We start from the raw sequence: 23,965 nt of genomic DNA, 5'->3' as shown, positions 1-23,965 counted from the left end.
CGGCGAAAAAAAAATTAAGAATTTCTTAAAAAACATTTCATCCGCTTCGTGCTAAAATATCATGCGTAAATAAATTAAATTATTCCAGTTTTATTAAAGGAGTCCTAATATGCCAGATTTAGCACTTTTTCCTTCAAGAATCACTATTGACGGTTTCGTTTATGACAAGCAGGGATACAATGATATCGGTGGTGTCTTCTACAATTCCAAGGATAACCCGTCCGATATTACAAGTAAATTCATCAGCCTTTATCCTGATGGAAAGCTTACCTATCTCTTTGACGGATTAGAATTTATTTGGAATAAGGATTTCCAGGTTGTAAAATAAAATTGAATTATGTATATGACGGAGTCTTCACTATGAAGGCTCCATTTTTTTGCTCTGCCCAAATAAGAATTTCGCTTGTGAAATTCTTCCGTCGCAAACGGCACCTGGTAATTACTAATGTCGCTTACAATATAATACGATATTCAAAAAATCAACCCCAAACCGAAAAAACGGGTATATAAGCAAGACACTTATATACCCGGTAGTAACATGACAATATTTATTATTTTTACATTTTCAAAGAATTAACTCTCTCGATGCAGGCTGAAATTGTCTTTAGAAGATCTGAAGCTTTTATTGGTTTTCTCATGAATTCCAGTGCTCCATGCTTATAAACCTCTAATTCCGTCTCATCCTGCTCGTTACCTGTCATGAAGATTACAAATATTGCTCTTCCGAAGCGTTCATGCAGGATATCCATCATTTCAAATCCTGTCATCTGCGGCATAAGATAATCACAGAGGATAATATCAGGTCTATGTCTCTCATACAGCTCAATGCCCTCTTGTCCTGATGAAGCACTTAAAACACTGTATTCATTTGACAGAATTCTTTCAAGCGTCATAAGAATAGTTGGATCATCATCAACTATCAGTATCTTCTTATCAAACATAAATACCTCCCCAACGATAATTTGAACAGATATTATTCCTTAAAATCATTATAAATTCATAAAAAGATACTATTCAATAGAAAATGAATTTTTTTACGTTTTTTTAATAATTCTTAATCTGTCTGTTAAGAAAAAAGATAAAACCTATCATTTTCCATCAGGAAAACTTGTAAATGCATCCCTTTCTATCACAGGTTCTCCGTATTTCTCCTTAGCATCAGCGATAGCCTTCATCATAAAGGTCATATTTCTTGCGAGATTTCTCATTGTCTGAAGTCCCTCAAGATCCTTCTTTACATCCTCAGCAGTAAATCCGTGAACCTGATTCCAATAGGTGCTTGTGGCTAAAGGCATTCCACTTATAGTGAAATATTTGTTCAGAGCGTCAAAAGCTGCGGTATTTCCACCTCTTCTGCAGCTGACAACCGCAGCACCTACCTTAAGATTTTTTGAAAATGAAGTGCTGTAGAACAATCTGTCCATAAATGAAAGGATTGTTCCATTGGGAGAAGCATAGTAAACAGGGCTTCCAACCACAAGTCCGTCCGCTTCCTCAAACTTTTTTGCAACCTCATTCACAAGATCATCTACTACACATTTTCCATTCTTGCTGCAATATCCACAGGCAACACAGCCGCGGATATCTTTGTTTCCAACCTGAATAATTTCTGTCTCAACACCCTCTTCGTGAAAAATCTTAATCATCTCATCAAGCGCTGTAGCTGTGCAGCCGTTTGCCTTCGGACTGCCATTTAATATTAAAACCTTTGACATAAGAAACCTCCACTTTTCTAATTAATCTGCCTGCCCTGACGGTACTTCTCCATATACTCCATATTTATCTCACGGATTTCTTTTCTGCCATCGATATAATCCTGATAAATATCCCATGGGCTGCCTCCGCCAAGCCAGCATGAAGAACAGTTCTCACAGCCGCCTCCGCAGTCAAGTGAGTTCTTTATTATCTGTTCCCGTTCTTCTTTAGTTGTATCTTTGATCAATATTGATTTCATAGGCATTTGCCTCCTTACCTATTTAATCATTTTATTTCTTCAAGCACTGCACTGAACTCCCCTGGTTTACTGCTGCCCCAGGCAGAGAAATCAAACTTTTCTTCCAATGCACTTTGAACTGTAACTTTGTATTTCGTTGTTTCAGAACCATCCTCAACTTCCTCAATAGTTACATTGAAAAACTCCATATCATTAGACCAGTTCTTTTTGCTCTCCATAGTATTTGTATTAACACCATCCCATGGAACACTTAACGCCAGCACTGCCGGAGAATCTTCTCCATTAAAGAAATTGAGATAACTTCCCATATAGTAAGAAGGACTGAATTTAACACTCGCTCCTTTATATTCATAAGAAAAACTGCGATTCCACAGTGATTCTTCGCTCACGCCCGTAAACGCTTCTTCTCCGCCAACGTTATAGATTACGTAATAGCCTGCCGGAACATTACTGAAAATATTTCTGCTTACGAACATCCATGACAGACAGGCTTCTGACATTTCGGACATATCAGCCCCCGGAGTATATATCAGAAAATCGTCTGCGTTATCGAACCCATAGGCATCTGAATACACATATAAAGTATCATCGATAATTTCCTCTGTTCCGATTTTATCCTTGTTTTCTATATTTAATTCAAGAAGTTTTGTAGAGTAAATGTTATCTTTATCTGTGGGCTCAGGCTCCGAAAACTTTCCGGTGAAATCACATACATAAAGTGTTCCATTTGGATATCCTTCTCCTGTAATACCCATATCGGCATCATAATAATGTCCAGTAAAAGAACCATCCTCTGAAATCACTATATCTGTACTCCATCCACCTGCGCCGCTTGTAAATGAAAAATCGGCAGGTATCTCAGAAAAAAGATTGATTTTTTCACGTTTCATAAGCCAGCTGTATGATTCAGGAGTGATTGTTTCACCTTTCCGGCAGTCAATTTCCAAAACAGCATCAGCATTTTTATCATCCTTAGCCGTAAGCTCTATATGTAGAAATTCATCCGCTGACACATAATAGGCAGTTCCTGCGCTTTCCCTATATTCAGCTGTAACCGTATATTCATTTCCAAGACAATCCAGAAATACGTCTGCCGGCATCTCAACTATGGAGCCTGTGAAAAACGATGATAAACCTCCTTCCAATCTTAAAAAAGTCGCATCATCATTCAGTGAATAGTCAAAAGTATCATCATTCCAGGTACCAACATAAACCACTCCGGCATCAAGATCAGTGCATGGTGCGAGGTATCTTCCTGCGTGCAGAAATTCTGCTTCGCCACCACCTGCCTTCACATAATCACCATAGGTTGTATCAAAATATGCAATAGCTTCCGGCTTAATGTGTTCGACCATCTTAGGCGGATCCTTAGATGCTAAATTATTATTGGAACTACCAGTAGTATTTTCACTTTCTGTAACATCATTGCTATTTATATCATCTTTGCTTTCGGCAGCATCATTGCTATTTGTATCTCCTTTGCTTCCGGCAGCATCATTGCTATTTGTATCTTCTTCGCTTTCGTCAGCTCCTTCACTCTTTGAAGTAGCACCTCCACCATCTGCTATATCATCGCCATTCTCCGGATTTTCAGATAAATCAAACGTACCTGATGCCCCGGATGCGGTCGTCACATTAGCGGAAGAATTTGAACATCCCATCATAAGAATTGCACATAATAGAGCACTTGAGAGTCTTCCCGCTCTCTTAATAACTTTTATCTTCCTCATAAATATATAAGCCCCCTCAATATATAAGAAAATTGACAATAGTTTCCTTTTCTGAATTATACCATAGAATATTTCTTTTCTTCAGGCAATCAATATTCATGTTGGATAATATCCCCCTTCTATGATTGGCACAGTCTGGCAAACCCAGGATTTATCGGCACTCCCTCTTGTTAGTTTTCAAAAGTCTTAACTTTTTTCTTGACCTGATTCACCTTAAGGAATCAGGATAAAAAACTTTATTCAAAAAATATTTTAACAAATTTAATTTATGTGGATTTATAAAGTTTCCATATGCTATGATTTATCCAAGAAAGAAACTATATATAAAAAAAGTAGGAGGAGAAAGGTATGGATGCAGCGATTGTAGCTATTGCTGTTCTTATGATTGGTGTTGGGGCACTTACAATCAAAAGAAGAAGAGAAAACTCAAACAACGAAAACAAGTAATCAAAATTATTTACATCAAAAAGCAAAAGGCATTATTGAGAAAACTGCACCTCGGATGAGATGCAGTTTTTATTTTCGGTCATTCCTACCTATGATTTTTAGTAAACTTACACACTTAACCTGACACTCTCTCGAATTGGACTTCCGCCATTCCTCACCCCTCAGAGAGTCAGATACGTTGTGTCACATATCTTTTAGAAAGAACCTGTTCATTGCACTGTGCACAACTTCCTTTGGCCGCTCTATTTCTTTATATCCACTCTTTTGGTATATGTGAATTGCTGCCTGAAGGTTATCATGGGTTTCAAGATAGGATTTTCTAAATCCGTATTCCTTCATTCTTTCTTCTACATACGATATCATTTTATACCCCAGCCCTTCTCCCTTAGCTGAATCAGCAAGATATAATTTCTGAAGTTCTGCAGTATCCTCCATTGGTGGGAATTTTGCAAAGCCTATACCACCCACAAGATTTCCTTTTTCATCCTCAAGAACATAGTATTTCTTATCTTCTGTCCCATAGAATTCACTGAGGTGATCCAGTCCATCATCAAAATAAACAGTTCCCGGAATATCAAGCTTATGATTCTTTAGATTAGATCTGATAATTGCAGCCAAAGCCTTATCATCAGCTTTGTTCAAAATTCTGAAATTGTACACTTAAATTCTCTTCCTTCCCTTATGAATCAGTCCATTCGCGAACTTGTTGCGTTGAGCCATTAACATTTTAGGCTTTTTTTATAACTTTTTAGCAATTGGCTTGGATAGCAGAGTAATTAAATATAGTATAATTATTCGTGTACTGTTCTATTTTAACTCTTCTATATGCTTACTTTAATTTGATTTAACCACATTGTCATCAGACGTCGATCACCTCATTGACCTCTTTAGACTTTTAGATTACAAATCATATCTATGTACTTTTGTCGATAAATATAAAAGCAACTACATCAATGGTAACATCTTTTGTCATCTTCGAAATAGAGGTAATGCTATGCTTCCAAAGAATATTATAAAACGTAAAGATATGTTAAATTGCATGCTCTGTAAGGATGCACCCTGCAAAGTATGTCCAAAGTTTGATCCATCAATGGCGCTTCGCAGCATTTGGTTTAACAATGAGGATGTGGCATCTCTAAGGCTTCCTGAAGGCACTCCCTGCATGGGATGTGATGCCCCATGTGAAAAAAGTTGCCTACGTAGTGAAGGTCTTCCGATAAAGGCACTAATGACGAAGCTTTATGAGGAAGTAAGACCTATGGCGGAGACTGATATCCCCTCTGATGAGGATCGGTTAAAATGCGATCTTTGCGGCATACCTCTTGAAAATCCCTTCCTTTTATCATCTTCTGTAGTAGCATCAACCTACGATATGTGCGCAAGAGCTTTTGAAGCCGGATGGGCAGGTGCCTGCTTTAAGACTATATGTAATCTGGATATCCATGAAGCATCTCCACGCTTTTCAGCGATAAAAGGTGATAACGGAACTCTGCAGGGGTTTAAAAATATTGAGCAGTTATCTGACCACAGCCTTGCAGAAAACATGGGAATTTTCAGAAAGCTCAAGCAGAATTACCCTTCCAAATTTATCCTTGCCTCCATAATGGGACAAAACGAAAAAGAGTGGGGCGATTTAGCCAGAATCTGCGAAGAAAATGGTGCTGATGCCATTGAACTTAACTTTTCCTGTCCAAACATGCAGGAGGATGGCCTGGGTTCAGATATAGGCCAGGTGCCTGAGCTTGTGGAACGTTTCACCAGAGCTGCCAAAAGCGGAACAAAGCTCCCCGTACTTGCAAAGCTCACTCCAAATGTAGCTGCTATGTCTCCTTCTGCCGAAGCTGCAATTCGCGGAGGTGCGGATGGAATAGCTGCCATAAATACTATCAAGAGCATAGTCGACATAAGTCCATTTACCTTTGTGTCTGCGCCTGCCGTAAAAGGTAAGTCTGCTGTAGGTGGTTATAGCGGGAATGCAGTAAAACCGATTGCTCTTCGTTTTATATCCGAGCTGGGACTGCATCCTGATATGAAAGGAAAACACATATCCGGAATGGGTGGAATTGAGACCTGGAGAGATGGACTGGAGTTTATACTTATGGGCTCCGGATCCTTGCAGGTAACAACGGCAGTAATGCAGTACGGTTACAGAATAATTGATGATCTGAAATCAGGTCTCAATTACTATCTTGCACAAATGGGAATCAAATCCGTAAAAGATATAGTAGGCGCAGGACTGGACTCTGTCAGCGACACAACGGATGTACTTGAAAGAGATACCATCCTTTTCCCTAAATTTGATAATGATAAATGCATCGGCTGTGGCAGATGCATAATATCCTGCAATGACGGAGGTCACCAGGCAATCCGCTTTGAAAACAGAATTCCAAAGCTTGATGGCTCAAAGTGTGTTGGATGCCATTTATGCCTTTTGGTATGTCCACAGGATGCCATTAGTCCCTCCCGTAAAAGAATAAGCAGATAAAAGCTATACCCTACCAATCCATTCTTTTATAATTCGTGCATTTGAGACGGGTGTATCCACAAGATTCTTTGGAATTGTCAGTTCAATTTCCACATGCATCCGTCTCTTGTTTCTTTGGCTGTTTTCCACCCTTGTTATGACTGCGTGCGCATTTACTGCAGGATCTTCCAGAAGTGGAAGTACTATGTAGTACAGCTCATCTTCGTCGAAGGATACACTCCCGAGCACTTTCCCTGAAACCATCTCTTCTGCCACAGCTCTGTCATCTCGCAGAAAAAGATTAAGAGGTTCATTATTTATCTGTTTCGATACTCCCCGTCCTGCAAGAGGTTCTTCTTTTATAAAACCATAGAATAAGTAAACCTCTTTATCCTCATCCTCACTGACCTTCTTGCCCAGCTTCCTTGCGGCGTCTGCAGGAAGTACATACTCCTGCATCATTAGATGAAAGATATTCTTAACCTTTTCCGGTGTTAGAATTATGTCGTGATCTGTCATGACATCTTTGCAGGCTTCCAGGACGCTTTTCGTAAACATGGAAAATTCCTCCATGTCCGGGTCCCAGACAAACCTGCCTCTTGCCATTTTTGATGGCGGAAGAGCTTCATCATATATCCTGAATTGGAAAAAAATATTTCTCTCCGAAAATGCAGCCCTGTTCTCGAAGGCATCCCAAGTAAACTCATATGTATCATGGACCGGCTCGCCTTCAGATTCCCGAATTTTCCGGTAAGCCTCGATAACCCGTCTGATCATTTCATCGTCTTTTGACTCTCTTTTTCCTGTAGGATCAGAATCGGGATGATACATAATGAGGAGCTCTTTATACCTGGCTTTAATTTCTCTATCAGTGTTTTCCTGTGATACTCCGAGTATCTTATATGCTTCCTTAAGTGTCACTGCCATCACCCGGATAATATGAAGTGACCTCACATTATCCTATACTCCATTAGTTGTTTCTGTTAAAAGGGTCGAATCCAACAGGCTCATCTGTGTCATACTGCTGCGTCTGCTGATACTCTATAGGTTCAACATCCTTGATAACAGCTGTTCCGTCTATGATATCGTCACTGTCATTATTATTATCATAGGACTTATCCTCTAAATATTTTGGATCATCCTCCATAACAAGCGCAGCTATTATGTATGCCGGGATACCAACTCCGGTAAAAAGCACAGCAAGTCCCACACCAATTCGAACCAGTGTCGGATCTATTCCGAAATACTCGGCTATACCGCCGCATACACCAAACAACTTTTTATCATGACTTTTATAAAGTTTCTTTCCATTCATAAATATTGTCCTCTTCTGCTCTCCTTTAGAAAAAATTTTTTATCTGCCCAGGTCCTGTAGTACCAATATCATTGCCCATTCACTTCGTTCATGGACTACCGGGCTCTTAATCACTCAAATCCCTCAAGTCTCATCATAAAAATAGAATACTCATCATTCTGAAAATCAAGATCAGGAGAATTCTCCCCTCCGCCATTGGTACTTCTTTTTATTTCTGCATAAAATTCCTCGCCCTGGTTAACCATATCCATTACAGACATTGGAAAGCCATTATCAGTAGCTATTTTGCAAAAATCTGACAGAGGATTTTCAGAATTCCTTGTTCCCAGCAGCTTATCCCTAAGTACGTGATCAGCAGATGCTTTTGCCAACAATTCATCAAGTTTTTCAGTAATCTCCATCGCCATGTCCTCCTCTTGTGTATTGGCACGATTACTTCGTAATCCTGCCCTATCGGTCGGAACCATTCCGAATCATGACTTCGTCATGATGGTTCCTCCTCTATTTCATTCATATTTCGATTGTAATCTATAAAGCCCTTCTTGCAAATTCAGAAAACAAATATTTTTGAATTATTTTGTTAGTATAAATGATAATAAGAATTTCATAGGAATTCCCAGAAATTAAAAAATTAACTCCACCCGTTTTTCGAGTGAAGTTAATTGTTATAGCTGTTTTATAATAGCCTGAGAGTCTGTTGAACCGTCTCCTTTGCATGTCAGATGATTGAATACTGCATGAACTCATATTTTAAACGGGTGCCCTCCTCAATGCCTTCCGGCAGAAGAGCTCTCGCAACAAGCTTTAAGTCCTCAGATTCTATATCTGTTCTTTTTAAATTGGCATAATCGCCGTCGATACTATCGACTATATAATACCAGGTTTCCATATTTACTCCTTCTTACTTTAGTTATAGCTAACTTATTCCGTTCTGATACAGATACCATAAGCACAGCCTCCCTTTTTTACTTCATCGAAAACTTTGCTTTCTTTCCCCCAACATTCCTGATCTTTTTAACAAGACTCTTGTATGCCTTTTTATTCTTGCTTGAGATACTGATAGTTACACCCTTTTTGATTCCTTTAAATGCGTCAGTATCCACAGCTTTGACATTTTTGCCAACTGATATGCTCTTTAGCTTTTTGTTTTCGCTAAAGGCTTTTGTTCCAATTGCGGTTACTGAATACTTCTTTCCTGAAAGTTTAACCTTGCCCGGAATGACAACCTTTTTTGCTTTTTTATTTCCTGCAGCTACAAACTTAACCGTCTTTGTGCCAGTAACAAGATACACATTACGTGTCTTTTTATCAATCAGGGTTTTATCAGATGCTCCATTTACTATCACACCATCAGGTGATTCTACAGTTTTATTGTTTCCTGAAGGTGCTTCAACAGATGCTCCTTTTCCACTATTTTGTGACTGCGAACTATTTCCACTATTTCCGCTATTTCCTGTGCCTGCTCCTGATCCGGAACCACTTCCGCTATTCCCTGTGCCTGCTCCTGATCCGGAACCACTTCCGCCATTTCCTGATTCCGAAGAAGAACCCCCACTTCCTCCCGGATTATTGGGACTGTCATCATTACCATCTGATGCTTTCGGCTGTACATTGATTTTCATCACTGCCATGCGCCCCTCATCATCTGTTGCCGTTATAACTGCGATACCTGCTCCAACAGGTTTTAAGTAACCTCCCGGCTGTATAGATACAATATTAGGATCAGATGTAGTCCATGCCAATTTCCAACCCGGAATCACTCTTCCATTTGTTTCCTGACAAATCTGAACTTCGAATTCATCATCTCCAACATAGCATTTTGATATATCGTTTTTCACAAATAAGATCTCCGTTTTCCCCATAAGACTTGAAAAATCTTGTATGTCAACGGTTCCATTATATTTAATTGCACCTGCCTCATTCTTTAGTGCTGTGCTGATTGTGAGTTTTTCTATGTTGCCTTTGTACTTCTCATACACCTTCTGAGGAATGTAAAAATATCCAAAAATACTTTCTCCCGGTTTTAGTGTCCCCCAAATACCTTCCTGAAATACCAGATTGTAATCCACCATTTCACCATTTATCTTATCGAGATATGACAATATCTGATACACATTATCCGTAGAGTTATTTTTATAGTACATCCCTACAAAGGCACCTTCGCTCTGCAAATCCGGAGTTTGCTTCGTTATACCGGTTACATAAGCACTTACATCCTTAAATTTATAATCAAGCTTCTTTCCACCGGCAATTTTCTTTTCATATGCTCTATCATTAGCATTTCCACATTTAATTTTAAAATCCCAGATGCCTATTCTGTAACCATTCTCAGAAACACTATTAAACTCTCCACGAATCTCATTAATTGCCAGAGTTCCCAATTGTGTAAAGACCTCACTATCAAGTTCTACCATTCTCTCCCGACTCTGACCGGGCTTTAAAATTTTAATCTTGGCATCTGAAAAAGATATCGAATAGTCAGAAGGGGAATTAAGCCATACCTTTAATCCATTTATACTGGTTATTTTTATTTGACTTTGTTTAACATTTTGGGAAGTTAAATTAGTCTCTGTAAAGTACAATAATAATTTACCCTTATCCTGTTTAACCCTATCAAGACTTAGACTGAATTTGTTCTTTTGAACATCCTTTCCTCCCACAGGTACAGAGTAATTCTTAACCTCTACAGCTTTATAAGTGACATTTTGATGTTCCTTCTTTAATACATTAATGTAAGTCTCAACAGTAAGACCAGTTGCTACCCCCTTATGATAACAAGTTGCTTTGATTTTTGTAGTCCCTTCAGATATTCCATAAATTCTTCCGAATCTTTCATACGCAACTTTTTCATTTTCAATTTCATACGTTATACTCCCTTCGGTCCATAAATTTACAGGATATACATAAGGTTTAAGCATTGCTACTTCCCCTTCATATATTGAAACCGGATCCATTTTCATCTTGGGCTTTTCTACCGTAAACATTTTTTGACAGACCATCGTCTGACATTTCGCCTGAATAAGAACACTTCCCTCTACGCCCGTGAATATAAGTCTTCCATTTTGATCAATTTTAACAATATTTTCATCACTGCTTGTCCATACTATCTTGTCATTTGTAATCTCATCTGAGTCATAAGCGTAACTTTTATATAGAGCAGCAGTATATGTAACACCATCTACCATGTAGACAGGTTCTGAAATATAAGTTGTTCGTTGACCCTCATAATACTTGATACGTATTTCACAGGCATTACCGTTTTGCCTTAAGAAAACTTTTCTTAAATCAAGCTTAGCTTTTTTTTCAGCGACTAAAGCCCGGTTATTATCGAGGAGTCTATATGTAATATCAATTTCTTTCGGATTTTTCAAGTATTCTACTAATTTGGCATTATTTGAAGAATAATATTTCCATTCTGTAAATGTATTAGCGGAAATCCAATTATTAAAAATCCTTGTACCATCGCTTAAACAACCCTCAAGTATATATTCTTTATCAGTTGTATTCTGATAGTTGAAATCCATATTAAATCTTTTGTTGTCATAACATCCGATAGTTTCAATCGAAATTGCAACAGACCCCTTTATTGACTTTTTATCTTTCGAATCAAACTTTATTCCTGTACTGGTTTCAAAGGACAATACATCATTAGCCCCTTCACCCTCAAGAGCAACATGAAATTTACCATTTTTTTTCGGATCCAGGACAGTTTTTCCCGTATTATCAACAATTTTGACTCCGCCATCAATATTTTTTATCTTAAGAGAATGGCCTACTCTCAAACTATTAATATTCAGAGCAACGCTCCTTACGACTGTTGCACCTTTTTCAATCCGTATATAGCGGGATTCCTGACTTCCAAGGGAAACAGTTTGTGCTACATCATATGTTACTATTGAATCCCCATTATAAGACAAATACTTAACTCCATTTATTTTATATGCATACAAATCTACAAAAATCGGTTTCTTTGTCTTATTCTTCAATTCTAAATCCATTAAATACCCTTTTTCAAAATAGGGAACTTTATTCCTATTATGCCCAAGTCCAGCACTTTTAATTTTGATCTGGATACTATTATTTGAGAAAAGACTTTTCCCATCTTTGTAAGTAACAGCTGCTGACGCAGTAAGCGGTCTTACATCAAAGAATAACAACACAAAGAATACGGTGATCACCGCTAAAAAAAGATTTTTACTCCCTCTAGACATAAAATTTTCCTCCCAAATGTTTCTCCCGAATTTTCATAATTGTACTATATTTTTCAATGAAATTGCATGTCTTTTTAGGGGAAATAGCGGACAATATTTACATGTCCATGACAAAAAAAAGAAGGCCTGATCTTTTATTTTGATCTGGCCCTCTTTGCAGCATAGTGCTTCTATAGGAGGAGGTTTTAAAATGAATTATTCTCTTTACTATCAATTTTCAGTTACATCCTCTGAAAGCTCGGACTTTCTCGGGAGGTCCCCATACAGAAACCGGAGGCTTGTCTCGTTCCCTGTATGATTGTCTTTCTAATACTTATATCGGAGTTAAGAATGACATATTTACAGGAACAGAATATAAAAAATGACTTTTCTGTATAAAAATTTCATTTTCCTCACTCTTTTATGCACCGGTCCTTCATTTATGACCTGCTGCTTCAAAATCTGTATACAGATTATTCTTGATATTACCCATTATATATATCAGCCTGCAGCGACATTATCTGCAAATTTTATAAGTTCTGCCTCAATCCTGACATAGTCTGAAGCATCCAGCCTGCCAAAAGGCTTTCTATATGTAGCTGAAGTATCTAATAAACCAAATTCTTCCATAAAGCTCTCAAAAATCTTACGCATAGTAAATGCCTCCATACATTCCTTGGTCATCCTGGTGATAACGACATATTAAAAATTCTTATATCATCGTTTTATCACCAGCTGTCCAACAAATGTCCAACTCACGTCTGCACTTTTCTTTTAGCAGGCATGGACAAAAACTTTTGATCATTTCATTTAAAATCACCATACTCTTCCAAAAATCTCATAATAGCTGTCAAGCCACTCATTGATTTTTCTTAAGATGTTCATCATAATACCATCCTCCTATCAACTGTTTCTAAAGTTGTTTTCCCTGTCTCTATTTGGATAATATCAAGTGAAACATCACACAAGTTGCACACTTTTAATTCGAAGCATTAAATAAAATCACTATCCTCAGTGCCAAGGCCGTAGTATAGCATTTCGTTATACTTTGCGTTGGCTTCTTCTGCAGCCTTCTTGTTATGCCATGCATCTATATCACTGCATATAGCAAGCATTTCATCCACAACAAGCTCAACTGTTTTTGGCTTCACGTTATACAAATAAGCCAGCATCCTGTCCATTGCCTTTGGACTTCCAAGCTGTTTTGCCATCTGCACTCCAAGTTCTTCCGGAAATCCAAGCCTGTTTACTGCTGATACCAGCTCATCTCGTTTCTTTGCCCATTCGATCTGCTTTTCTGTCATTTTACACTTCCTTTTTTGAACAAAATGTAAAAGCGGCAAGCATTATACTTACCGCTCTATCATTATTAATCCTTTTTTCTAGCCACAATGAGGTATCTGTGGATAGTTCCCTGTACAAATCCTTTTTTATCAATCTGTTCCTGCATCTTAAGAAGTTTATCAAAACACTTGTCTACAGAAAATCCCGGAAACTCCCATTCAATGATGTGCGCAAACCAAACAAACGCACCGACATCAAAAAATCTTATTGGCTTAAATGTTTCTTCACCACGGATGATTTCAAACCCGGCATCCTCAAATCTCTTGCGTTGAATGAACAGCTCCAGCTCAGGAAAGGGTTCCGGAGTATTCGGAAGAACCATCTCCACCAGATCTCTATCGTTTTTGCCCCCGACCTGCTGAGTAATGAAAAGCCCTTTAGACTTAAGCAGTCGATGTGCTTCCACCGGATCAAAACTTCCGTGTCTGTTGATAAATATATCAAAAGAATCATCAGCATAAGGAATATTCTTTTCATCAGCACAAGGCTTAAAATCTATCCCTAACGGAAGCAACGTTTCCTTACATAATTCCACATTTGGAGGAAATCCTTCAGTAGCCGCTGTGTTCTCATAAGGGTGTCCAAGAGATAATAAAAACTCACCACCGCCTGTATCAAAATCCAGCAACTTCATATCAGGAAGACGGTACTCGTTAATTATCTTCTTGTAATCCCAGGGGAGATCATCTTCCTCTTCATATCTCTCATGGATATGAGAAAAATCCCATCCATGAATATGTGCAATCTTCTCCTCAGCTTCCCATTCTTTTCTTAATTCATTTATTCTTTCTGTATTCATATCTGCTCCTTTTCAAGTAATTATCTATTCAGTTATTTGTTCGGTGCAGTATGTGACAGCATAAATATATTTAACCTCGGTACAACCTGCTGCCAGTATTAAAACTGCACCGAGTAGTTATCTCGTGTTCTCATGATTACCTCCTTGTGACTACTGATTACCAGTATGCCACAGATTTCATTGTAACAAACTTTCCATGGATATAGAAGTCTATTAGTGCCTCTCATCTGCATTTTCAAATTGCTCACAAAACCTCGCAGAAAAAGAAGGGGTTTCTCCTGTCATATTAAGATGTGATATATCGCCTATCCGTAGTGCCCTGAAAATTGCTATGCCCTTTTCACGTTCTTCTGTTACTATCTCAGTTATGGATGTTGGTGCCATAGCCATAAACTGAAGCGGTATAAATGGTGAAATATTCCACAGAATGGACATAAGAACAGAAGTAATTCCGAAATGGCAAAAGAAAGCAATCGTCTGTCCGTTGCCTTTTTCTACATTGAAAGCATCACCGTCTTTATCATAGCCATGTTCTGACAGAAACTGTAAGAAATCACGTTTAACATTCTCATACACTTCTACCATATTGCTGTTTTTGACAAGTTCGCTATTCTTCCATCCGTTTCTGTCAAAGAGTTCAGAGTGAACAGTATAATACGATGGCAGGATATCCCAGAGGATTCTGCTTTTGAATAATCCGCTCTCAGAATCTTTCTGCAGTTCTGTCTTATAGGCAGCACTGGCGTCCAAAGACAAATTCGGATTGAACTGTGCAGGGAATTCCTGCAGCCATTCCAATGTGTTTATGGTCAGATCTGTTTTGGGAAGTGCAACTTCCAGGGTCTTCTTCGCTCTTCCAAGAGGTGACTGGTAAATCTCATCAATATGAATTTCCTTAATATATTCTGCAAGGCACTCCGTTTCTCTGATCCCTTTTTCTGTAAGAGTATCATTTTCGTAATCCGGATCTCCATGCCTTATAAACAAAAGTCTCATTCTGTTTTTTTCTTCTCCTTTACCCTTCTTTACATAGCTGTTCTTTGTCCTTTGTTTTTCCTCTGAATACAAATGCAGACGGCTTTGATAAAAAGAATAAATATGTGCCCCAGATTATTTTCGTGATTGCATCAACGTATCCGATTACCTTTATCGACACCTCCGGAAATGCGTATCCGATGATACAAACGATAATATCTACCATTGCAAGCGCCAGCATACTAAAGCCATGAATAGTAAACCATGGTATAAAATGAATTGCAGTCGCCAAAAATACTCCAAGCCATATTAGTCTCCAGTTCCATCCCGGAATAAAAGGTCCTGCGATGCAAAACATTAAAACAAATAGCATTATCAAGGATACATATATCATTTTTATTTGAAACCTGGAGATCGGACCCTGAGAAAGTTTTTTCCTGACTTTTTTATTTACATTTACACTGAAGAAACATATATAATACCCCGCCAAAAAGACGATAGGATTTATCAAAAAATCACCACCAAAAATATCAGATAATACAATCACAGCACCAACTAACATTAACCACAGTCCGCACTGTTTCTTGTTATTGAACTCCAACTTGTCCATTTTTCAACCTCCCTCGCGAATTCTTTATGAATAGCTTCTAAACCCAATCAATAAATCTTCTCCATCTTTTCCGTAATACCATACTGATACATGAATTCCCTGATTTCTGCATCGTTCCTTACAAGCATAACTTCCTCAAAAGCTCCGGTATGTATATCCTGAAAACCGGCAACCATTTCCCCATTACAAATGCTAGCCTTGATCACAGGCCTTTTATTTTCTTTATCATAAGTTTTCTTTTCAGAATTTTTCTTGAAAAACATATATTAGAATGCCCTCACATATCCAATCTCTGTATAAATCATACCGTGTTTACTCTGCTCTGATTTCATCAATGATATCCCCTTAACTCTCATTGACTCCTCGATAATTTCATCAGACTGTATCGGAATATTCTTAACTCCGCCAGCCCTTCTGACAAGTGTTATATGGGACATGAATTTCTTTTTATCAAAATCGATGTCATTATCCGAAAGAGCGTGTCTAAGCCGTTTTACGTAATCACTAAGATCCGGATTGTCTACAACTCTGGCGAATATCATGTCCTTGAAACGCATCATTCCTGACACTTTTATGGTAAAAGATCTAAGAGGCACATCACGCATTATTTCCTCTATCTTTTCAGGCTCATCGCTCTCACCAATAAATACCAACGTCATGTGAAGATTCTCTTCACGAGTAAAATTGCCGCTTACTCCGCTTCTTATGAGATCATCCTGCATCTCGATAAGAGCATCCGTCATGTTTTCATCAAAGTTTATCGCTATAAACAGGCGCATAAAGCCTCCTTATCCTACACCGCTCACCATGAATACAATTTCTTTATTACAAAAGAGCTTCCTTCCATACATCCTCTTTAAAGCCTGCAATAACAGTCTTATCCGTAATAAGCAGCGGTCTCTTTACAAGCATCCCATCTGACGCAAGCAGATCCAGCATTTCATCATCAGTCATATCCGCAAGCTTCTTAGACAGCTCCATTTCTCTATATAACTTTCCGCTGGTATTAAAGAATTTCTTTAAAGGAAGACCACTCCTGGCGTTGAGATCCTTCACTGTATCCTTATCCGGATGCTGCTCCTTTATATCAAGACTTTCATATTTTATTCCATTAGCATCAAGCCATTTCAGAGCTTTGTTACAAGTAGAACATTTTGAATAACAATAAATCTTTACCATAGACCACGCCCTCCATTTTCCGCTGTCAGCAATTAAGCCATGCTGATTCCTCACTGGTTCTGATCTCAGCGATAATCATTTGTTAAGTCCGTTTCACTAAAAACTCATAATAAAAATTCTAATATTTTGTACTGGTTATATCCAAAAAATCTTATAGCTATATTATAAACCATGCGGTAATAAGTGTCAGATATATCTGCCGTTTACGATAACTCCACTCATATATACAAATTGGGCTGGGATGTTTCTAAAACATATCCCAGCCCAAGCAAAAATGATTTATAAAGCTCTATCAGTATAGCCTCGGCTCCTATCGCCAGCTAGTTGCCTCTTTAAAACAGCTTTCTTCCAAGCCAGATGCATATGCATGCACCTACGCTGGATACGATGAGACTTCCAATAAGTCCTGTTGCAGTAAATCCTATGAGCTTAAATACAAATCCACCAACTACACCACCAAGAATTCCAAGGATAATATTTTTAATAGTCCCGGATTTCTCATTCATGATGTTACTTCCAATGAAACCTGCAATTGCTCCAAAAATAAGTCCACCAATAATTCCAAACATATCAATTTCCTCCAATCTCTTTTTCACACTTTTATGAGATATTTCTATCCCACTATTTATAATAGTTATCCTGCGATCAATTTCAATGATCTATTAGATATATAAGGTTACATATCCAATTCAAATCTTTTTATTTTACATCATCGGTAGATTTCTTCCTTTACGCCATTGTTAAGTCTGAAACCAACTGGTTCTGCATTAAGAACTGTCTTCTCTTCTATGCTCTTTGGAACTTCAGGTTCGTTTTCATCTGATTCGATAAAACCAGGAGCTTCATCCATTATGAAGGCCAGCAATATATATACTACTATACTGGTTCCCCAGGCGAATGCCAGGATACCCCAAATAAGCCTTACGATAAATGGATCAATTCCAAAATACTCAGCTATTCCACCACATACACCGCAGATTTTTTTATCATTACTTTTGTATAATCTCTTTCCACTCATAAATAATACCCCACTTCTCTACAACGGTTACTTGTTTATATAACGAATATACCCCTCCATTGTCTTCACATAAATTCTCTATGTTGCAAAATTGATATGTCTATTTTTCTTTTACCGTAGCTTTTCGGTATCTTTGTATAGCTGAATATCAAATATTCATCATCAAAACCGCAAAAGCGCTCCCTGCCTGATTCAAATTTCATCAGCCAAGGGAGCGCCGTTCATAAAACACCCATTACTTTTTAAATAACCCACCGGCAATATTCTTGATATCTCCAAGATCAAGCTTGCCATCAGCAACTGCCTCCTGCACCAACTTGATGTCTGATTCACTAACATCGATGTTTGCCTTCTTAAGCAATTCCTTTGCCTGTACCGGATCGACCTTAGCAATCTGAGCCATAAGCTCCTTATTACCATTAATCTGTTTGATGATTTCAGCAATGTCTGCCATACCTAACCTCCTTCTTTACGAAAACTTAGTAGATATATGAAGATAAAAAAGTTCTATAGTCATAATCTATAATATCAAAAAGAGACTCTGTTTAATAGCGATTATTTCTGCCATTTAATCTCTAATGTGTTTTCTATAGGATGCTCGTTTCTTTGCTATCGTTATATTGTTCTGATGAAATCAGTGTTATATACTCAGAATATAAAGTATGTTGTTTAAGCCACATTTAAAGAGTCAGGAGAATACCTATGAGAATAAGTGATATACAGGGCAGCAGACTTTTTTCCGGAATGTCAGAAGAAGAGATTTCAAAATGCCTTTCAGATTTAGATGCCAAAAACAGAAGCTATAAAAAAGGCGAACTGGTTCTTAATGCTGGAGAAAGGGCATACTCACTTGGAATGGTAATCACCGGAAGCGTAACCATAGAAAGCAACGATGTATGGGGCAACTGTACTGTCTTAAGTCTCATCGGCCCCGGCGACTATTTCGCCGAAACATATGCTCTGCTTAATGAGGTGATGCTGGTTGATGTGAGAGCAAACGAAGACAGTAGTATAGTCTTTTTCAACATCAGATCAATTATGTCCATCAATAAAAAGAGCTCTTCCTGGAAAGAAAAGCTCCTGAAAAATATACTTATCATATCAGCCAGAAAGAATCTGATGTTGTCCCAGAGAAGTTTTTATACTTCTCCCAAAAGCTGCCGCGCAAGACTCCTTTCCTACCTTAATGCTGTAGCACTTAAGACCGGCAAAAATGAATTTGATATTCCATTTAACAGACAGCAGCTTGCTGATTACCTGAATCTAGAGCGGACAAACATGTCAAAGGAATTGTCCCGCATGCAGGACGAAGGCATAATCCGCTACAGAATGAATCATTTCAAGTTATTATGACTTTTTGTGGGCAAAAGCGGAAATCGCCCACAAAAATCCTGCCTTCGGCAGGACACGCCCCTCGCTTCGCGAGGACCTGGTCCAATACGATTCCCGTTTTTCTGAGGAAAAACAGGAATCTATGACTTTTTGTGGGCAAAAGCGGAAATCGCCCACAAAAATCCTGCCTTCGGCAGGACACGCCCCTCGCTTCGCGAGGACCTGGTCCAATACGATTCCCGTTTTTCTGGGGAAAAACAGGAATCTATGAATATGAGACTACTCTTTATTAAACCTCATAATCCAGGCAGCTTCTAAGCTTTGTGTATGGTCTTACATTAGAATCTGCAACTGCCACATGCTCCGGATGTATAGCATATGCCTTCAGATCATCCTCAGTTTCGAAAGTGGAATCAAGCATCAGATCTGCATTTGAAGATGAAAGACCATTGATGTTAACCTTGATATCTACTATGCCAGGAACCTTGTCCTTCAATCCCTCAAGCCCTTCCTTGATTCCCTGCTTTATAGTTGCCTTCTCTTCTGCAGAAAGCTCATCCTTTAATGTCCATAATATCACATGCTTTACCATAACGTCTGTACTCCTCTTTAAAGCTTTTTTCGTTGCAGTTCCATTTCTATCAATCATAGCACCTATCATCATACCTGCAAACATTCCAAACCATTTTATTCATTATCTTCCCATCCCTTACATACATCGCACCAGCCCTCGGCGCCTGTAACCGCTTCGAGCTCAGAAGGTGTAACCTTAACAGAAGTAAACTCATTTCCTCCTGCAGGATGGACATATTCAAAACGTTTCATGGAAACATCAAGCCAGATAGGGATATCATTTTCCACAGCAAAAGGACATACTCCACCCGGCTGAAATCCCGTGATACTCTCCACCTGATCCCTTGGAATCATGTGCGGCTTAGTGTGAAATAATGACTTGAACTTCGAACTGTTAACCTTACCATCGCCAGCCATCACAACGATTACAGGTTTTTCATTAACAACAAAAGACAATGTTTTTGCAATCTCCGGCTCGGTACAGCCTATCTGTTGTGCAGCATGCTCAACTGTATCAATCGTTTCTGTATGCTCAGTAAGTCTGTCACCAAGGTTGTTTGATACAAGAAACTCTTTTACCTTTTCATTAACCATTTCTGCTCACCCCTTGCATATATTTCTTAAAAAAGACAATTATCTACGTTACAATTATATCGCTGATAACGCCAATTCTGTATATGCATTTGCCTATGGCTGGTGATAGCCGGAGGTTATAACAGACTATACGGCATTGCTGCCACTTCATTTTTACTGCATCTTCCAGATCTTTATTTTCATATTTCCTTATTACACCTGCCATTTACCGGCTCTCCCTTCAGTCTCACCACTAGTTCGCTTCGATTTTCTAATATTTCTATTGTAATACATGAATTGCATCCAGATCATTATCATCCTGTCTTTTTGCACACTCAATTTGATAGTATTTAAGCGAATAATCATAGCCTCTGCTATAATGTTTTAGAATTACTAAAAATATCTTATTCTACTAACAACATATGGGGTGTTTTAGCATGAAAAAAATACATCGCTCAATGGTTTGTGTCTTATCCCTGGCACTTACTACTTTGAGCCTGCAACTTATTGGATGTGGCACTTTTTCCGGGAATAATTCTATAGAGGAAAGCTCTGACAAAGTCGATTCCGGTGAAAAAGTCCAAAATATAATAAAGATAGACCTAAATGATCATCAGACCTTCAATGATACTAATAACGATGGTTATGGAGAGTTTCAAGGTTGGGGAACAAGCCTGTGTTGGTGGGCCAATCGTGTTGGCTACAGCGATAAGCTGACACATGCGGCTTCTGAATTGTTTTTTGATGCAGAAAAAGGATTAGGACTAAACATTGGAAGATACAATATCGGCGGTGGGGATAATGTCACTGATTTTGCGCTTTCAGATGTAGATAACCCCAGTGATTTTCTGCATGAAGCACATATAAAAAGATCTGATTCCATTATTCCCGGCTACGCAATTGATATTACACCAATAGATTTATCACTACATCCGGAAGAATATTACCTGCAAAATTTTGAGAGAGCAGATTTTTCCTGTGGATATGCCTGGAATTACAATTGGGATGCTGATAAAAATCAGATAAATGTTCTTAAAGCAGCATCCCAAAAAGCGGGGAATGCTTTTATTGCAGAGGCTTTTTCAAATTCACCGCCATATTTTATGACAATAAGTGGATGCAGCTCCGGAAATAAAAAACCTGCAAGAAATAATCTCAGAGATGATTCCTATACAGCATTTGCATGTTATTTGGCAGATGTTATTGAACACCTGGAAAAAAGCGGAGTGACCAGTTTTCAGAGCATAACTCCCATGAATGAACCAGCCACAGACTATTGGTCTGCCTATAGTGAAAAACAGGAAGGCTGCCACTTTAGCCCTGGTGAATCACAATCAAAAATTATCACAGAACTGAACCGTGAACTACAGAACAAAGGTATTGACATAATAATCAGCAGTTCAGATGAAACCAGTATAAATGCTACAATCAGTTCCTATAAAAAGCTCTCACCTGAAGCAAAGGATGCCATAGCCAGACTGGATACACATACATATCATGGAAACAAACGCAAGGAACTAAAAGAAACAGCTCTTGATGCCGGAAAAAATCTGTGGATGAGTGAAGTTGACGGTACATTCTCATTAGGTAAAGAATCAGGTGCTATGGAAGCTGCACTTGGATTTGCAGATGCCATAATGCAGGATATGAACGGAATGTATCCTACCGCCTGGATCATGTGGAATGCAGCAGACATGCATATTGATTCAACCAATGAATTTGATACACTTACGAGGCAGGAAGCGGAGAACATCCTCAATAATGGTGAACCTTTTTGGGGAGTGGCCATAGCTGACCATGACGCACAAGAATTACTTACAGGCAAAAAATACTATGGTTTTGGCCAGTTTACAAGATATATCCGACCCGGATTCTGCATAGTGAAGTCTGGAAAAGACACTCTTGCTGCTTATGATCCTCAAAACAATAAACTTGTAATAGTTACCATGAATAGTAACTCCAATGATGAACTCCGCCGTTTTGATCTGGAAAACTTCGATAAGGATATTTCAGAAATAACTGCCATAAGAACAAGTGGTGCTATGGAGAATGGTGAAAACTGGCGTGATGTCACAGACGAAGATAACATAAAAAAATCCAATAACTTCTTTTCAGCGCAGGCTAATGCTTATTCCATTACAACTTATATTGTCACTCTCCAATAAGCCCTGCCAGGATTGTGAAATACGTTGCTAAAATAAAATGATGTAAGGGCCAAGATGTCATTATGCGATTTATTCAAACATAATCGCATAATGACCTTTTGACCCTATCATCATAATTTAGAACCATTTACAATTACTTCTTATAGTAGATTCCTTATAATATAACTCTTTAAATTCAGATCATTGCTGCCCGCACAACTTTGCACACTTCTTCAGTTTTTGTCCGCAAGATGCAGTCATACCTTACGAAGCCTTACTACTATATACTGTCTGCCGGGAAGCTCTAGACAAAATCTTCCACTATGAACACCGGCATCGGTAATAGTCATATTCCAGGTATCAATAATTTCTACTTTATTGCGGATATCATCCTCCATGTAGAATTCCCTCAAAGCCGGTCTCATGAAACTGAAATAATAAATTCTATATCCGGTCTCATCACAAAGCTTTTCATCTTCCGGTACTGACAAAACGCAGTCTCAGTTCCTCCTGTCATATGAAACTCTTCTAAGGCCAATTCCCGACTTCACTGTCATCTCTTATACCCGCAATCCGCCTTTTCAGGTCCATCTACTCCGGACTCATAATGAGCCCTGAATTCCATATTTATCTCACGGATTTCTTTCTTACCATCAATGTAATCCTGATACATGTCAGCAAGTCCGGACATGCATCCGTCGCATGAGCCGTTGATATTTCCTATAGACTCAGCTACTATTTTCTCCCTCTGTTCTCGTGTTGTGTCTTTTATTAATATTGAATTCATCTTTACTCCTTACTTACATCAGCTGCCAGCTTCTGATATATCAAATAATCCTCTTCACTGAAGGTAACAATAGTTATCGCCATATCATAGTCCGAATTCTTTTCAAGCCATTGTTTCACTGTAGTCAGAGCTATCTTAGCCGCATCTTTCTTGGGATAGCCATACACTCCTGTTGAAATCCCGGGAAAAGCAATGCTGTGAAGATTATTTGCCTTCGCCACATCCAGCGAGTTCCAATAACAGTTATGAAGGTCTTCTGCATCAGATGCCTTTCCGCTATATATAGGCCCAACTGTGTGAATGACATGTGCTGCAGGAAGATTATATCCTCCCGTAATCTTAGCCTCACCGGTTCTGCATCCATTCAAAGTCCTGCACTCTTCTAAAAGTCCCGGACCCGCAGCTCTGTGAATTGCTCCGTCGACGCCACCGCCCCCAAGTAATGAACTGTTAGCGGCATTCACTATTGCATCAACTTTTAATTTTGTTATATCCCCGGAATGGTAATTGATCGAACTCATATGTTTTTCC

General features: G+C 38.6%; 32 protein-coding genes. 5 read left to right on the top strand and 27 right to left on the bottom strand.

Annotated features, from left to right (window positions below; all coding sequences use genetic code 11):
* Positions 1-109 precede the first annotated feature (109 nt).
* A complete protein-coding gene (locus T501_RS10795; RefSeq protein ID WP_026491417.1) occupies positions 110-328 on the top strand; it encodes a hypothetical protein in 219 nt (72 codons plus the stop codon).
* A gap of 229 nt (positions 329-557) precedes the next feature.
* Here the strand turns inward: T501_RS10795 and T501_RS10790 are convergent, their stop codons facing one another.
* The 4 genes from T501_RS10790 to T501_RS20230 form a co-directional block, all read right to left on the bottom strand.
* Entirely contained in the window at positions 558-941 is a 384-nt protein-coding gene (locus tag T501_RS10790) for a response regulator (RefSeq protein ID WP_049945858.1), read from the bottom strand.
* Positions 942-1,088: 147 nt separating this feature from the next.
* Positions 1,089-1,715 carry a flavodoxin family protein gene (locus T501_RS10785; RefSeq protein ID WP_044914763.1) on the bottom strand — a complete coding sequence of 209 codons (627 nt, stop codon included), beginning with the start codon at positions 1,713-1,715 and terminating at the stop codon, positions 1,089-1,091.
* 17 nt (positions 1,716-1,732) lie between these two features.
* The gene (locus tag T501_RS10780) at positions 1,733-1,954 is read right to left on the bottom strand and encodes a hypothetical protein (RefSeq protein WP_044914761.1); all 222 of its coding nucleotides are present in this window, start codon (positions 1,952-1,954) and stop codon (positions 1,733-1,735) included.
* 26 nt (positions 1,955-1,980) lie between these two features.
* Entirely contained in the window at positions 1,981-3,684 is a 1,704-nt protein-coding gene (locus T501_RS20230; protein WP_050008256.1) for a hypothetical protein, read from the bottom strand.
* 348 nt (positions 3,685-4,032) lie between these two features.
* Between T501_RS20230 and T501_RS21310 the strand changes: the two genes are divergently transcribed.
* Positions 4,033-4,131 (top strand): LPXTG cell wall anchor domain-containing protein, encoded by a 99-nt coding sequence (locus T501_RS21310; protein ID WP_155994839.1) that lies wholly within the window; start codon positions 4,033-4,035, stop codon positions 4,129-4,131.
* 183 nt (positions 4,132-4,314) lie between these two features.
* Here T501_RS21310 and T501_RS10770 read toward each other — a convergent pair whose 3' ends face one another.
* Positions 4,315-4,773 carry a GNAT family N-acetyltransferase gene (locus T501_RS10770; RefSeq protein ID WP_442856366.1) on the bottom strand — a complete coding sequence of 153 codons (459 nt, stop codon included), beginning with the start codon at positions 4,771-4,773 and terminating at the stop codon, positions 4,315-4,317.
* A 352-nt stretch (positions 4,774-5,125) separates the two neighbouring features.
* On the opposite strand from T501_RS10770, the gene preA reads away from it, so the two are divergent.
* Positions 5,126-6,616: an NAD-dependent dihydropyrimidine dehydrogenase subunit PreA gene (gene preA, locus T501_RS10765; RefSeq protein ID WP_026511148.1), complete on the top strand. Its 1,491-nt coding sequence runs from the start codon at positions 5,126-5,128 to the stop codon at positions 6,614-6,616.
* Between the two features lie 3 nt (positions 6,617-6,619).
* Here the strand turns inward: preA and T501_RS10760 are convergent, their stop codons facing one another.
* The 16 genes from T501_RS10760 to T501_RS10690 all read right to left on the bottom strand — a co-directional run bounded on the left by T501_RS10760 (position 6,620) and on the right by T501_RS10690 (position 18,479).
* Positions 6,620-7,549 (bottom strand): J domain-containing protein, encoded by a 930-nt coding sequence (locus tag T501_RS10760; protein ID WP_155994838.1) that lies wholly within the window; start codon positions 7,547-7,549, stop codon positions 6,620-6,622.
* A gap of 16 nt (positions 7,550-7,565) precedes the next feature.
* Positions 7,566-7,910, bottom strand: coding sequence for a PspC domain-containing protein (locus T501_RS22560; RefSeq protein ID WP_081675322.1), 345 nt, complete (start codon positions 7,908-7,910; stop codon positions 7,566-7,568).
* Between the two features lie 110 nt (positions 7,911-8,020).
* Complete coding sequence (locus T501_RS10750; protein ID WP_442856365.1) at positions 8,021-8,377, bottom strand: hypothetical protein; 357 nt, start codon at positions 8,375-8,377, stop codon at positions 8,021-8,023.
* A 251-nt stretch (positions 8,378-8,628) separates the two neighbouring features.
* Positions 8,629-8,799 (bottom strand): hypothetical protein, encoded by a 171-nt coding sequence (locus T501_RS10745; RefSeq protein ID WP_026511145.1) that lies wholly within the window; start codon positions 8,797-8,799, stop codon positions 8,629-8,631.
* A 76-nt stretch (positions 8,800-8,875) separates the two neighbouring features.
* Positions 8,876-12,121, bottom strand: coding sequence for a leucine-rich repeat protein (locus T501_RS20225; RefSeq protein WP_050008255.1), 3,246 nt, complete (start codon positions 12,119-12,121; stop codon positions 8,876-8,878).
* A 480-nt stretch (positions 12,122-12,601) separates the two neighbouring features.
* Positions 12,602-12,754, bottom strand: a complete 153-nt coding sequence (locus T501_RS21305) for a hypothetical protein (RefSeq protein ID WP_155831492.1) — start codon at positions 12,752-12,754, stop codon at positions 12,602-12,604.
* A gap of 338 nt (positions 12,755-13,092) precedes the next feature.
* On the bottom strand, positions 13,093-13,404 hold the full coding sequence (locus T501_RS10735) for a hypothetical protein (protein ID WP_026511144.1): 312 nt from the start codon (positions 13,402-13,404) through the stop codon (positions 13,093-13,095).
* 65 nt (positions 13,405-13,469) lie between these two features.
* Entirely contained in the window at positions 13,470-14,243 is a 774-nt protein-coding gene (locus tag T501_RS10730) for a class I SAM-dependent methyltransferase (protein ID WP_044914755.1), read from the bottom strand.
* A gap of 213 nt (positions 14,244-14,456) precedes the next feature.
* Positions 14,457-15,239 (bottom strand): histidine phosphatase family protein, encoded by a 783-nt coding sequence (locus T501_RS10725; RefSeq protein ID WP_044914803.1) that lies wholly within the window; start codon positions 15,237-15,239, stop codon positions 14,457-14,459.
* A gap of 19 nt (positions 15,240-15,258) precedes the next feature.
* A complete protein-coding gene (locus tag T501_RS10720; protein ID WP_044914753.1) occupies positions 15,259-15,828 on the bottom strand; it encodes a DUF6609 family protein in 570 nt (189 codons plus the stop codon).
* Between the two features lie 47 nt (positions 15,829-15,875).
* Positions 15,876-16,091 carry a hypothetical protein gene (locus T501_RS10715; protein WP_044914752.1) on the bottom strand — a complete coding sequence of 72 codons (216 nt, stop codon included), beginning with the start codon at positions 16,089-16,091 and terminating at the stop codon, positions 15,876-15,878.
* Positions 16,092-16,094: 3 nt separating this feature from the next.
* Positions 16,095-16,607: an RNA 2',3'-cyclic phosphodiesterase gene (gene thpR / locus T501_RS10710; protein ID WP_044914750.1), complete on the bottom strand. Its 513-nt coding sequence runs from the start codon at positions 16,605-16,607 to the stop codon at positions 16,095-16,097.
* Between the two features lie 46 nt (positions 16,608-16,653).
* Positions 16,654-17,007 carry an arsenate reductase family protein gene (locus tag T501_RS10705; protein ID WP_044914749.1) on the bottom strand — a complete coding sequence of 118 codons (354 nt, stop codon included), beginning with the start codon at positions 17,005-17,007 and terminating at the stop codon, positions 16,654-16,656.
* A 332-nt stretch (positions 17,008-17,339) separates the two neighbouring features.
* Positions 17,340-17,576 (bottom strand): GlsB/YeaQ/YmgE family stress response membrane protein, encoded by a 237-nt coding sequence (locus tag T501_RS10700; protein WP_049945855.1) that lies wholly within the window; start codon positions 17,574-17,576, stop codon positions 17,340-17,342.
* A gap of 140 nt (positions 17,577-17,716) precedes the next feature.
* Positions 17,717-18,025, bottom strand: a complete 309-nt coding sequence (locus tag T501_RS22890) for a PspC domain-containing protein (RefSeq protein WP_081843121.1) — start codon at positions 18,023-18,025, stop codon at positions 17,717-17,719.
* A gap of 235 nt (positions 18,026-18,260) precedes the next feature.
* Entirely contained in the window at positions 18,261-18,479 is a 219-nt protein-coding gene (locus T501_RS10690) for a hypothetical protein (protein WP_026511137.1), read from the bottom strand.
* 248 nt (positions 18,480-18,727) lie between these two features.
* Here T501_RS10690 and T501_RS10685 point away from each other — a divergent pair, with 248 nt between their 5' ends.
* Entirely contained in the window at positions 18,728-19,378 is a 651-nt protein-coding gene (locus tag T501_RS10685) for a Crp/Fnr family transcriptional regulator (protein WP_044914748.1), read from the top strand.
* A gap of 268 nt (positions 19,379-19,646) precedes the next feature.
* On the opposite strand, the gene T501_RS10680 is transcribed toward T501_RS10685, so the two are convergent.
* The 3 genes from T501_RS10680 to T501_RS21295 form a co-directional block, all read right to left on the bottom strand.
* The gene (locus T501_RS10680; protein ID WP_044914798.1) at positions 19,647-19,949 is read right to left on the bottom strand and encodes a Dabb family protein; all 303 of its coding nucleotides are present in this window, start codon (positions 19,947-19,949) and stop codon (positions 19,647-19,649) included.
* Positions 19,950-20,044: 95 nt separating this feature from the next.
* A complete protein-coding gene (locus T501_RS10675) occupies positions 20,045-20,524 on the bottom strand; it encodes a YbaK/EbsC family protein (RefSeq protein ID WP_044914747.1) in 480 nt (159 codons plus the stop codon).
* A 43-nt stretch (positions 20,525-20,567) separates the two neighbouring features.
* The gene (locus tag T501_RS21295) at positions 20,568-20,729 is read right to left on the bottom strand and encodes a hypothetical protein (protein WP_155831491.1); all 162 of its coding nucleotides are present in this window, start codon (positions 20,727-20,729) and stop codon (positions 20,568-20,570) included.
* Between the two features lie 211 nt (positions 20,730-20,940).
* Between T501_RS21295 and T501_RS10670 the strand changes: the two genes are divergently transcribed.
* Complete coding sequence (locus tag T501_RS10670) at positions 20,941-22,668, top strand: glycoside hydrolase (RefSeq protein WP_050008254.1); 1,728 nt, start codon at positions 20,941-20,943, stop codon at positions 22,666-22,668.
* A 236-nt stretch (positions 22,669-22,904) separates the two neighbouring features.
* On the opposite strand, the gene T501_RS10665 is transcribed toward T501_RS10670, so the two are convergent.
* The 3 genes from T501_RS10665 to T501_RS10655 all read right to left on the bottom strand — a co-directional run bounded on the left by T501_RS10665 (position 22,905) and on the right by T501_RS10655 (position 23,955).
* Positions 22,905-23,138: a DUF5605 domain-containing protein gene (locus tag T501_RS10665; protein ID WP_044914745.1), complete on the bottom strand. Its 234-nt coding sequence runs from the start codon at positions 23,136-23,138 to the stop codon at positions 22,905-22,907.
* A 62-nt stretch (positions 23,139-23,200) separates the two neighbouring features.
* Positions 23,201-23,434, bottom strand: a complete 234-nt coding sequence (locus T501_RS10660; RefSeq protein WP_026511133.1) for a hypothetical protein — start codon at positions 23,432-23,434, stop codon at positions 23,201-23,203.
* A 2-nt stretch (positions 23,435-23,436) separates the two neighbouring features.
* Positions 23,437-23,955: an O-acetyl-ADP-ribose deacetylase gene (locus T501_RS10655; protein WP_044914743.1), complete on the bottom strand. Its 519-nt coding sequence runs from the start codon at positions 23,953-23,955 to the stop codon at positions 23,437-23,439.
* Between the last annotated feature and the right edge of the window lie 10 nt (positions 23,956-23,965).

It is taken from the genome of Butyrivibrio sp. WCE2006 (assembly GCF_000701985.1).
GTDB lineage: Bacteria > Bacillota > Clostridia > Lachnospirales > Lachnospiraceae > Butyrivibrio.
Note: the sequence above shows the minus strand (reverse complement) of the source record. Positions and strands in the feature narration are given on the sequence as shown.

What these genes read in the sequence shown, in the direction of transcription:
- T501_RS10795 (WP_026491417.1), top strand. Translation starts at nt 110, where the DNA reads ATGCCAGATTTAGCACTTTTTCCTTCAAGAATCACTATTGACGGTTTC.
- T501_RS10790 (WP_049945858.1), bottom strand. Translation starts at nt 941, where the DNA reads ATGTTTGATAAGAAGATACTGATAGTTGATGATGATCCAACTATTCTT.
- T501_RS10785 (WP_044914763.1), bottom strand. Translation starts at nt 1,715, where the DNA reads ATGTCAAAGGTTTTAATATTAAATGGCAGTCCGAAGGCAAACGGCTGC.
- T501_RS10780 (WP_044914761.1), bottom strand. Translation starts at nt 1,954, where the DNA reads ATGAAATCAATATTGATCAAAGATACAACTAAAGAAGAACGGGAACAG.
- T501_RS20230 (WP_050008256.1), bottom strand. Translation starts at nt 3,684, where the DNA reads ATGAGGAAGATAAAAGTTATTAAGAGAGCGGGAAGACTCTCAAGTGCT.
- T501_RS21310 (WP_155994839.1), top strand. Translation starts at nt 4,033, where the DNA reads ATGGATGCAGCGATTGTAGCTATTGCTGTTCTTATGATTGGTGTTGGG.
- preA (WP_026511148.1), top strand. Translation starts at nt 5,126, where the DNA reads ATGCTTCCAAAGAATATTATAAAACGTAAAGATATGTTAAATTGCATG.
- T501_RS22560 (WP_081675322.1), bottom strand. Translation starts at nt 7,910, where the DNA reads ATGAATGGAAAGAAACTTTATAAAAGTCATGATAAAAAGTTGTTTGGT.
- T501_RS10750 (WP_442856365.1), bottom strand. Translation starts at nt 8,377, where the DNA reads ATGGTTCCGACCGATAGGGCAGGATTACGAAGTAATCGTGCCAATACA.
- T501_RS10745 (WP_026511145.1), bottom strand. Translation starts at nt 8,799, where the DNA reads ATGGAAACCTGGTATTATATAGTCGATAGTATCGACGGCGATTATGCC.
- T501_RS20225 (WP_050008255.1), bottom strand. Translation starts at nt 12,121, where the DNA reads ATGTCTAGAGGGAGTAAAAATCTTTTTTTAGCGGTGATCACCGTATTC.
- T501_RS21305 (WP_155831492.1), bottom strand. Translation starts at nt 12,754, where the DNA reads ATGCGTAAGATTTTTGAGAGCTTTATGGAAGAATTTGGTTTATTAGAT.
- T501_RS10735 (WP_026511144.1), bottom strand. Translation starts at nt 13,404, where the DNA reads ATGACAGAAAAGCAGATCGAATGGGCAAAGAAACGAGATGAGCTGGTA.
- T501_RS10730 (WP_044914755.1), bottom strand. Translation starts at nt 14,243, where the DNA reads ATGAATACAGAAAGAATAAATGAATTAAGAAAAGAATGGGAAGCTGAG.
- T501_RS10725 (WP_044914803.1), bottom strand. Translation starts at nt 15,239, where the DNA reads ATGAGACTTTTGTTTATAAGGCATGGAGATCCGGATTACGAAAATGAT.
- T501_RS10720 (WP_044914753.1), bottom strand. Translation starts at nt 15,828, where the DNA reads ATGGACAAGTTGGAGTTCAATAACAAGAAACAGTGCGGACTGTGGTTA.
- T501_RS10715 (WP_044914752.1), bottom strand. Translation starts at nt 16,091, where the DNA reads ATGTTTTTCAAGAAAAATTCTGAAAAGAAAACTTATGATAAAGAAAAT.
- thpR (WP_044914750.1), bottom strand. Translation starts at nt 16,607, where the DNA reads ATGCGCCTGTTTATAGCGATAAACTTTGATGAAAACATGACGGATGCT.
- T501_RS10705 (WP_044914749.1), bottom strand. Translation starts at nt 17,007, where the DNA reads ATGGTAAAGATTTATTGTTATTCAAAATGTTCTACTTGTAACAAAGCT.
- T501_RS10700 (WP_049945855.1), bottom strand. Translation starts at nt 17,576, where the DNA reads ATGTTTGGAATTATTGGTGGACTTATTTTTGGAGCAATTGCAGGTTTC.
- T501_RS22890 (WP_081843121.1), bottom strand. Translation starts at nt 18,025, where the DNA reads ATGAGTGGAAAGAGATTATACAAAAGTAATGATAAAAAAATCTGCGGT.
- T501_RS10690 (WP_026511137.1), bottom strand. Translation starts at nt 18,479, where the DNA reads ATGGCAGACATTGCTGAAATCATCAAACAGATTAATGGTAATAAGGAG.
- T501_RS10685 (WP_044914748.1), top strand. Translation starts at nt 18,728, where the DNA reads ATGAGAATAAGTGATATACAGGGCAGCAGACTTTTTTCCGGAATGTCA.
- T501_RS10680 (WP_044914798.1), bottom strand. Translation starts at nt 19,949, where the DNA reads ATGGTAAAGCATGTGATATTATGGACATTAAAGGATGAGCTTTCTGCA.
- T501_RS10675 (WP_044914747.1), bottom strand. Translation starts at nt 20,524, where the DNA reads ATGGTTAATGAAAAGGTAAAAGAGTTTCTTGTATCAAACAACCTTGGT.
- T501_RS21295 (WP_155831491.1), bottom strand. Translation starts at nt 20,729, where the DNA reads ATGGCAGGTGTAATAAGGAAATATGAAAATAAAGATCTGGAAGATGCA.
- T501_RS10670 (WP_050008254.1), top strand. Translation starts at nt 20,941, where the DNA reads ATGAAAAAAATACATCGCTCAATGGTTTGTGTCTTATCCCTGGCACTT.
- T501_RS10660 (WP_026511133.1), bottom strand. Translation starts at nt 23,434, where the DNA reads ATGAATTCAATATTAATAAAAGACACAACACGAGAACAGAGGGAGAAA.
- T501_RS10655 (WP_044914743.1), bottom strand. Translation starts at nt 23,955, where the DNA reads ATGAGTTCGATCAATTACCATTCCGGGGATATAACAAAATTAAAAGTT.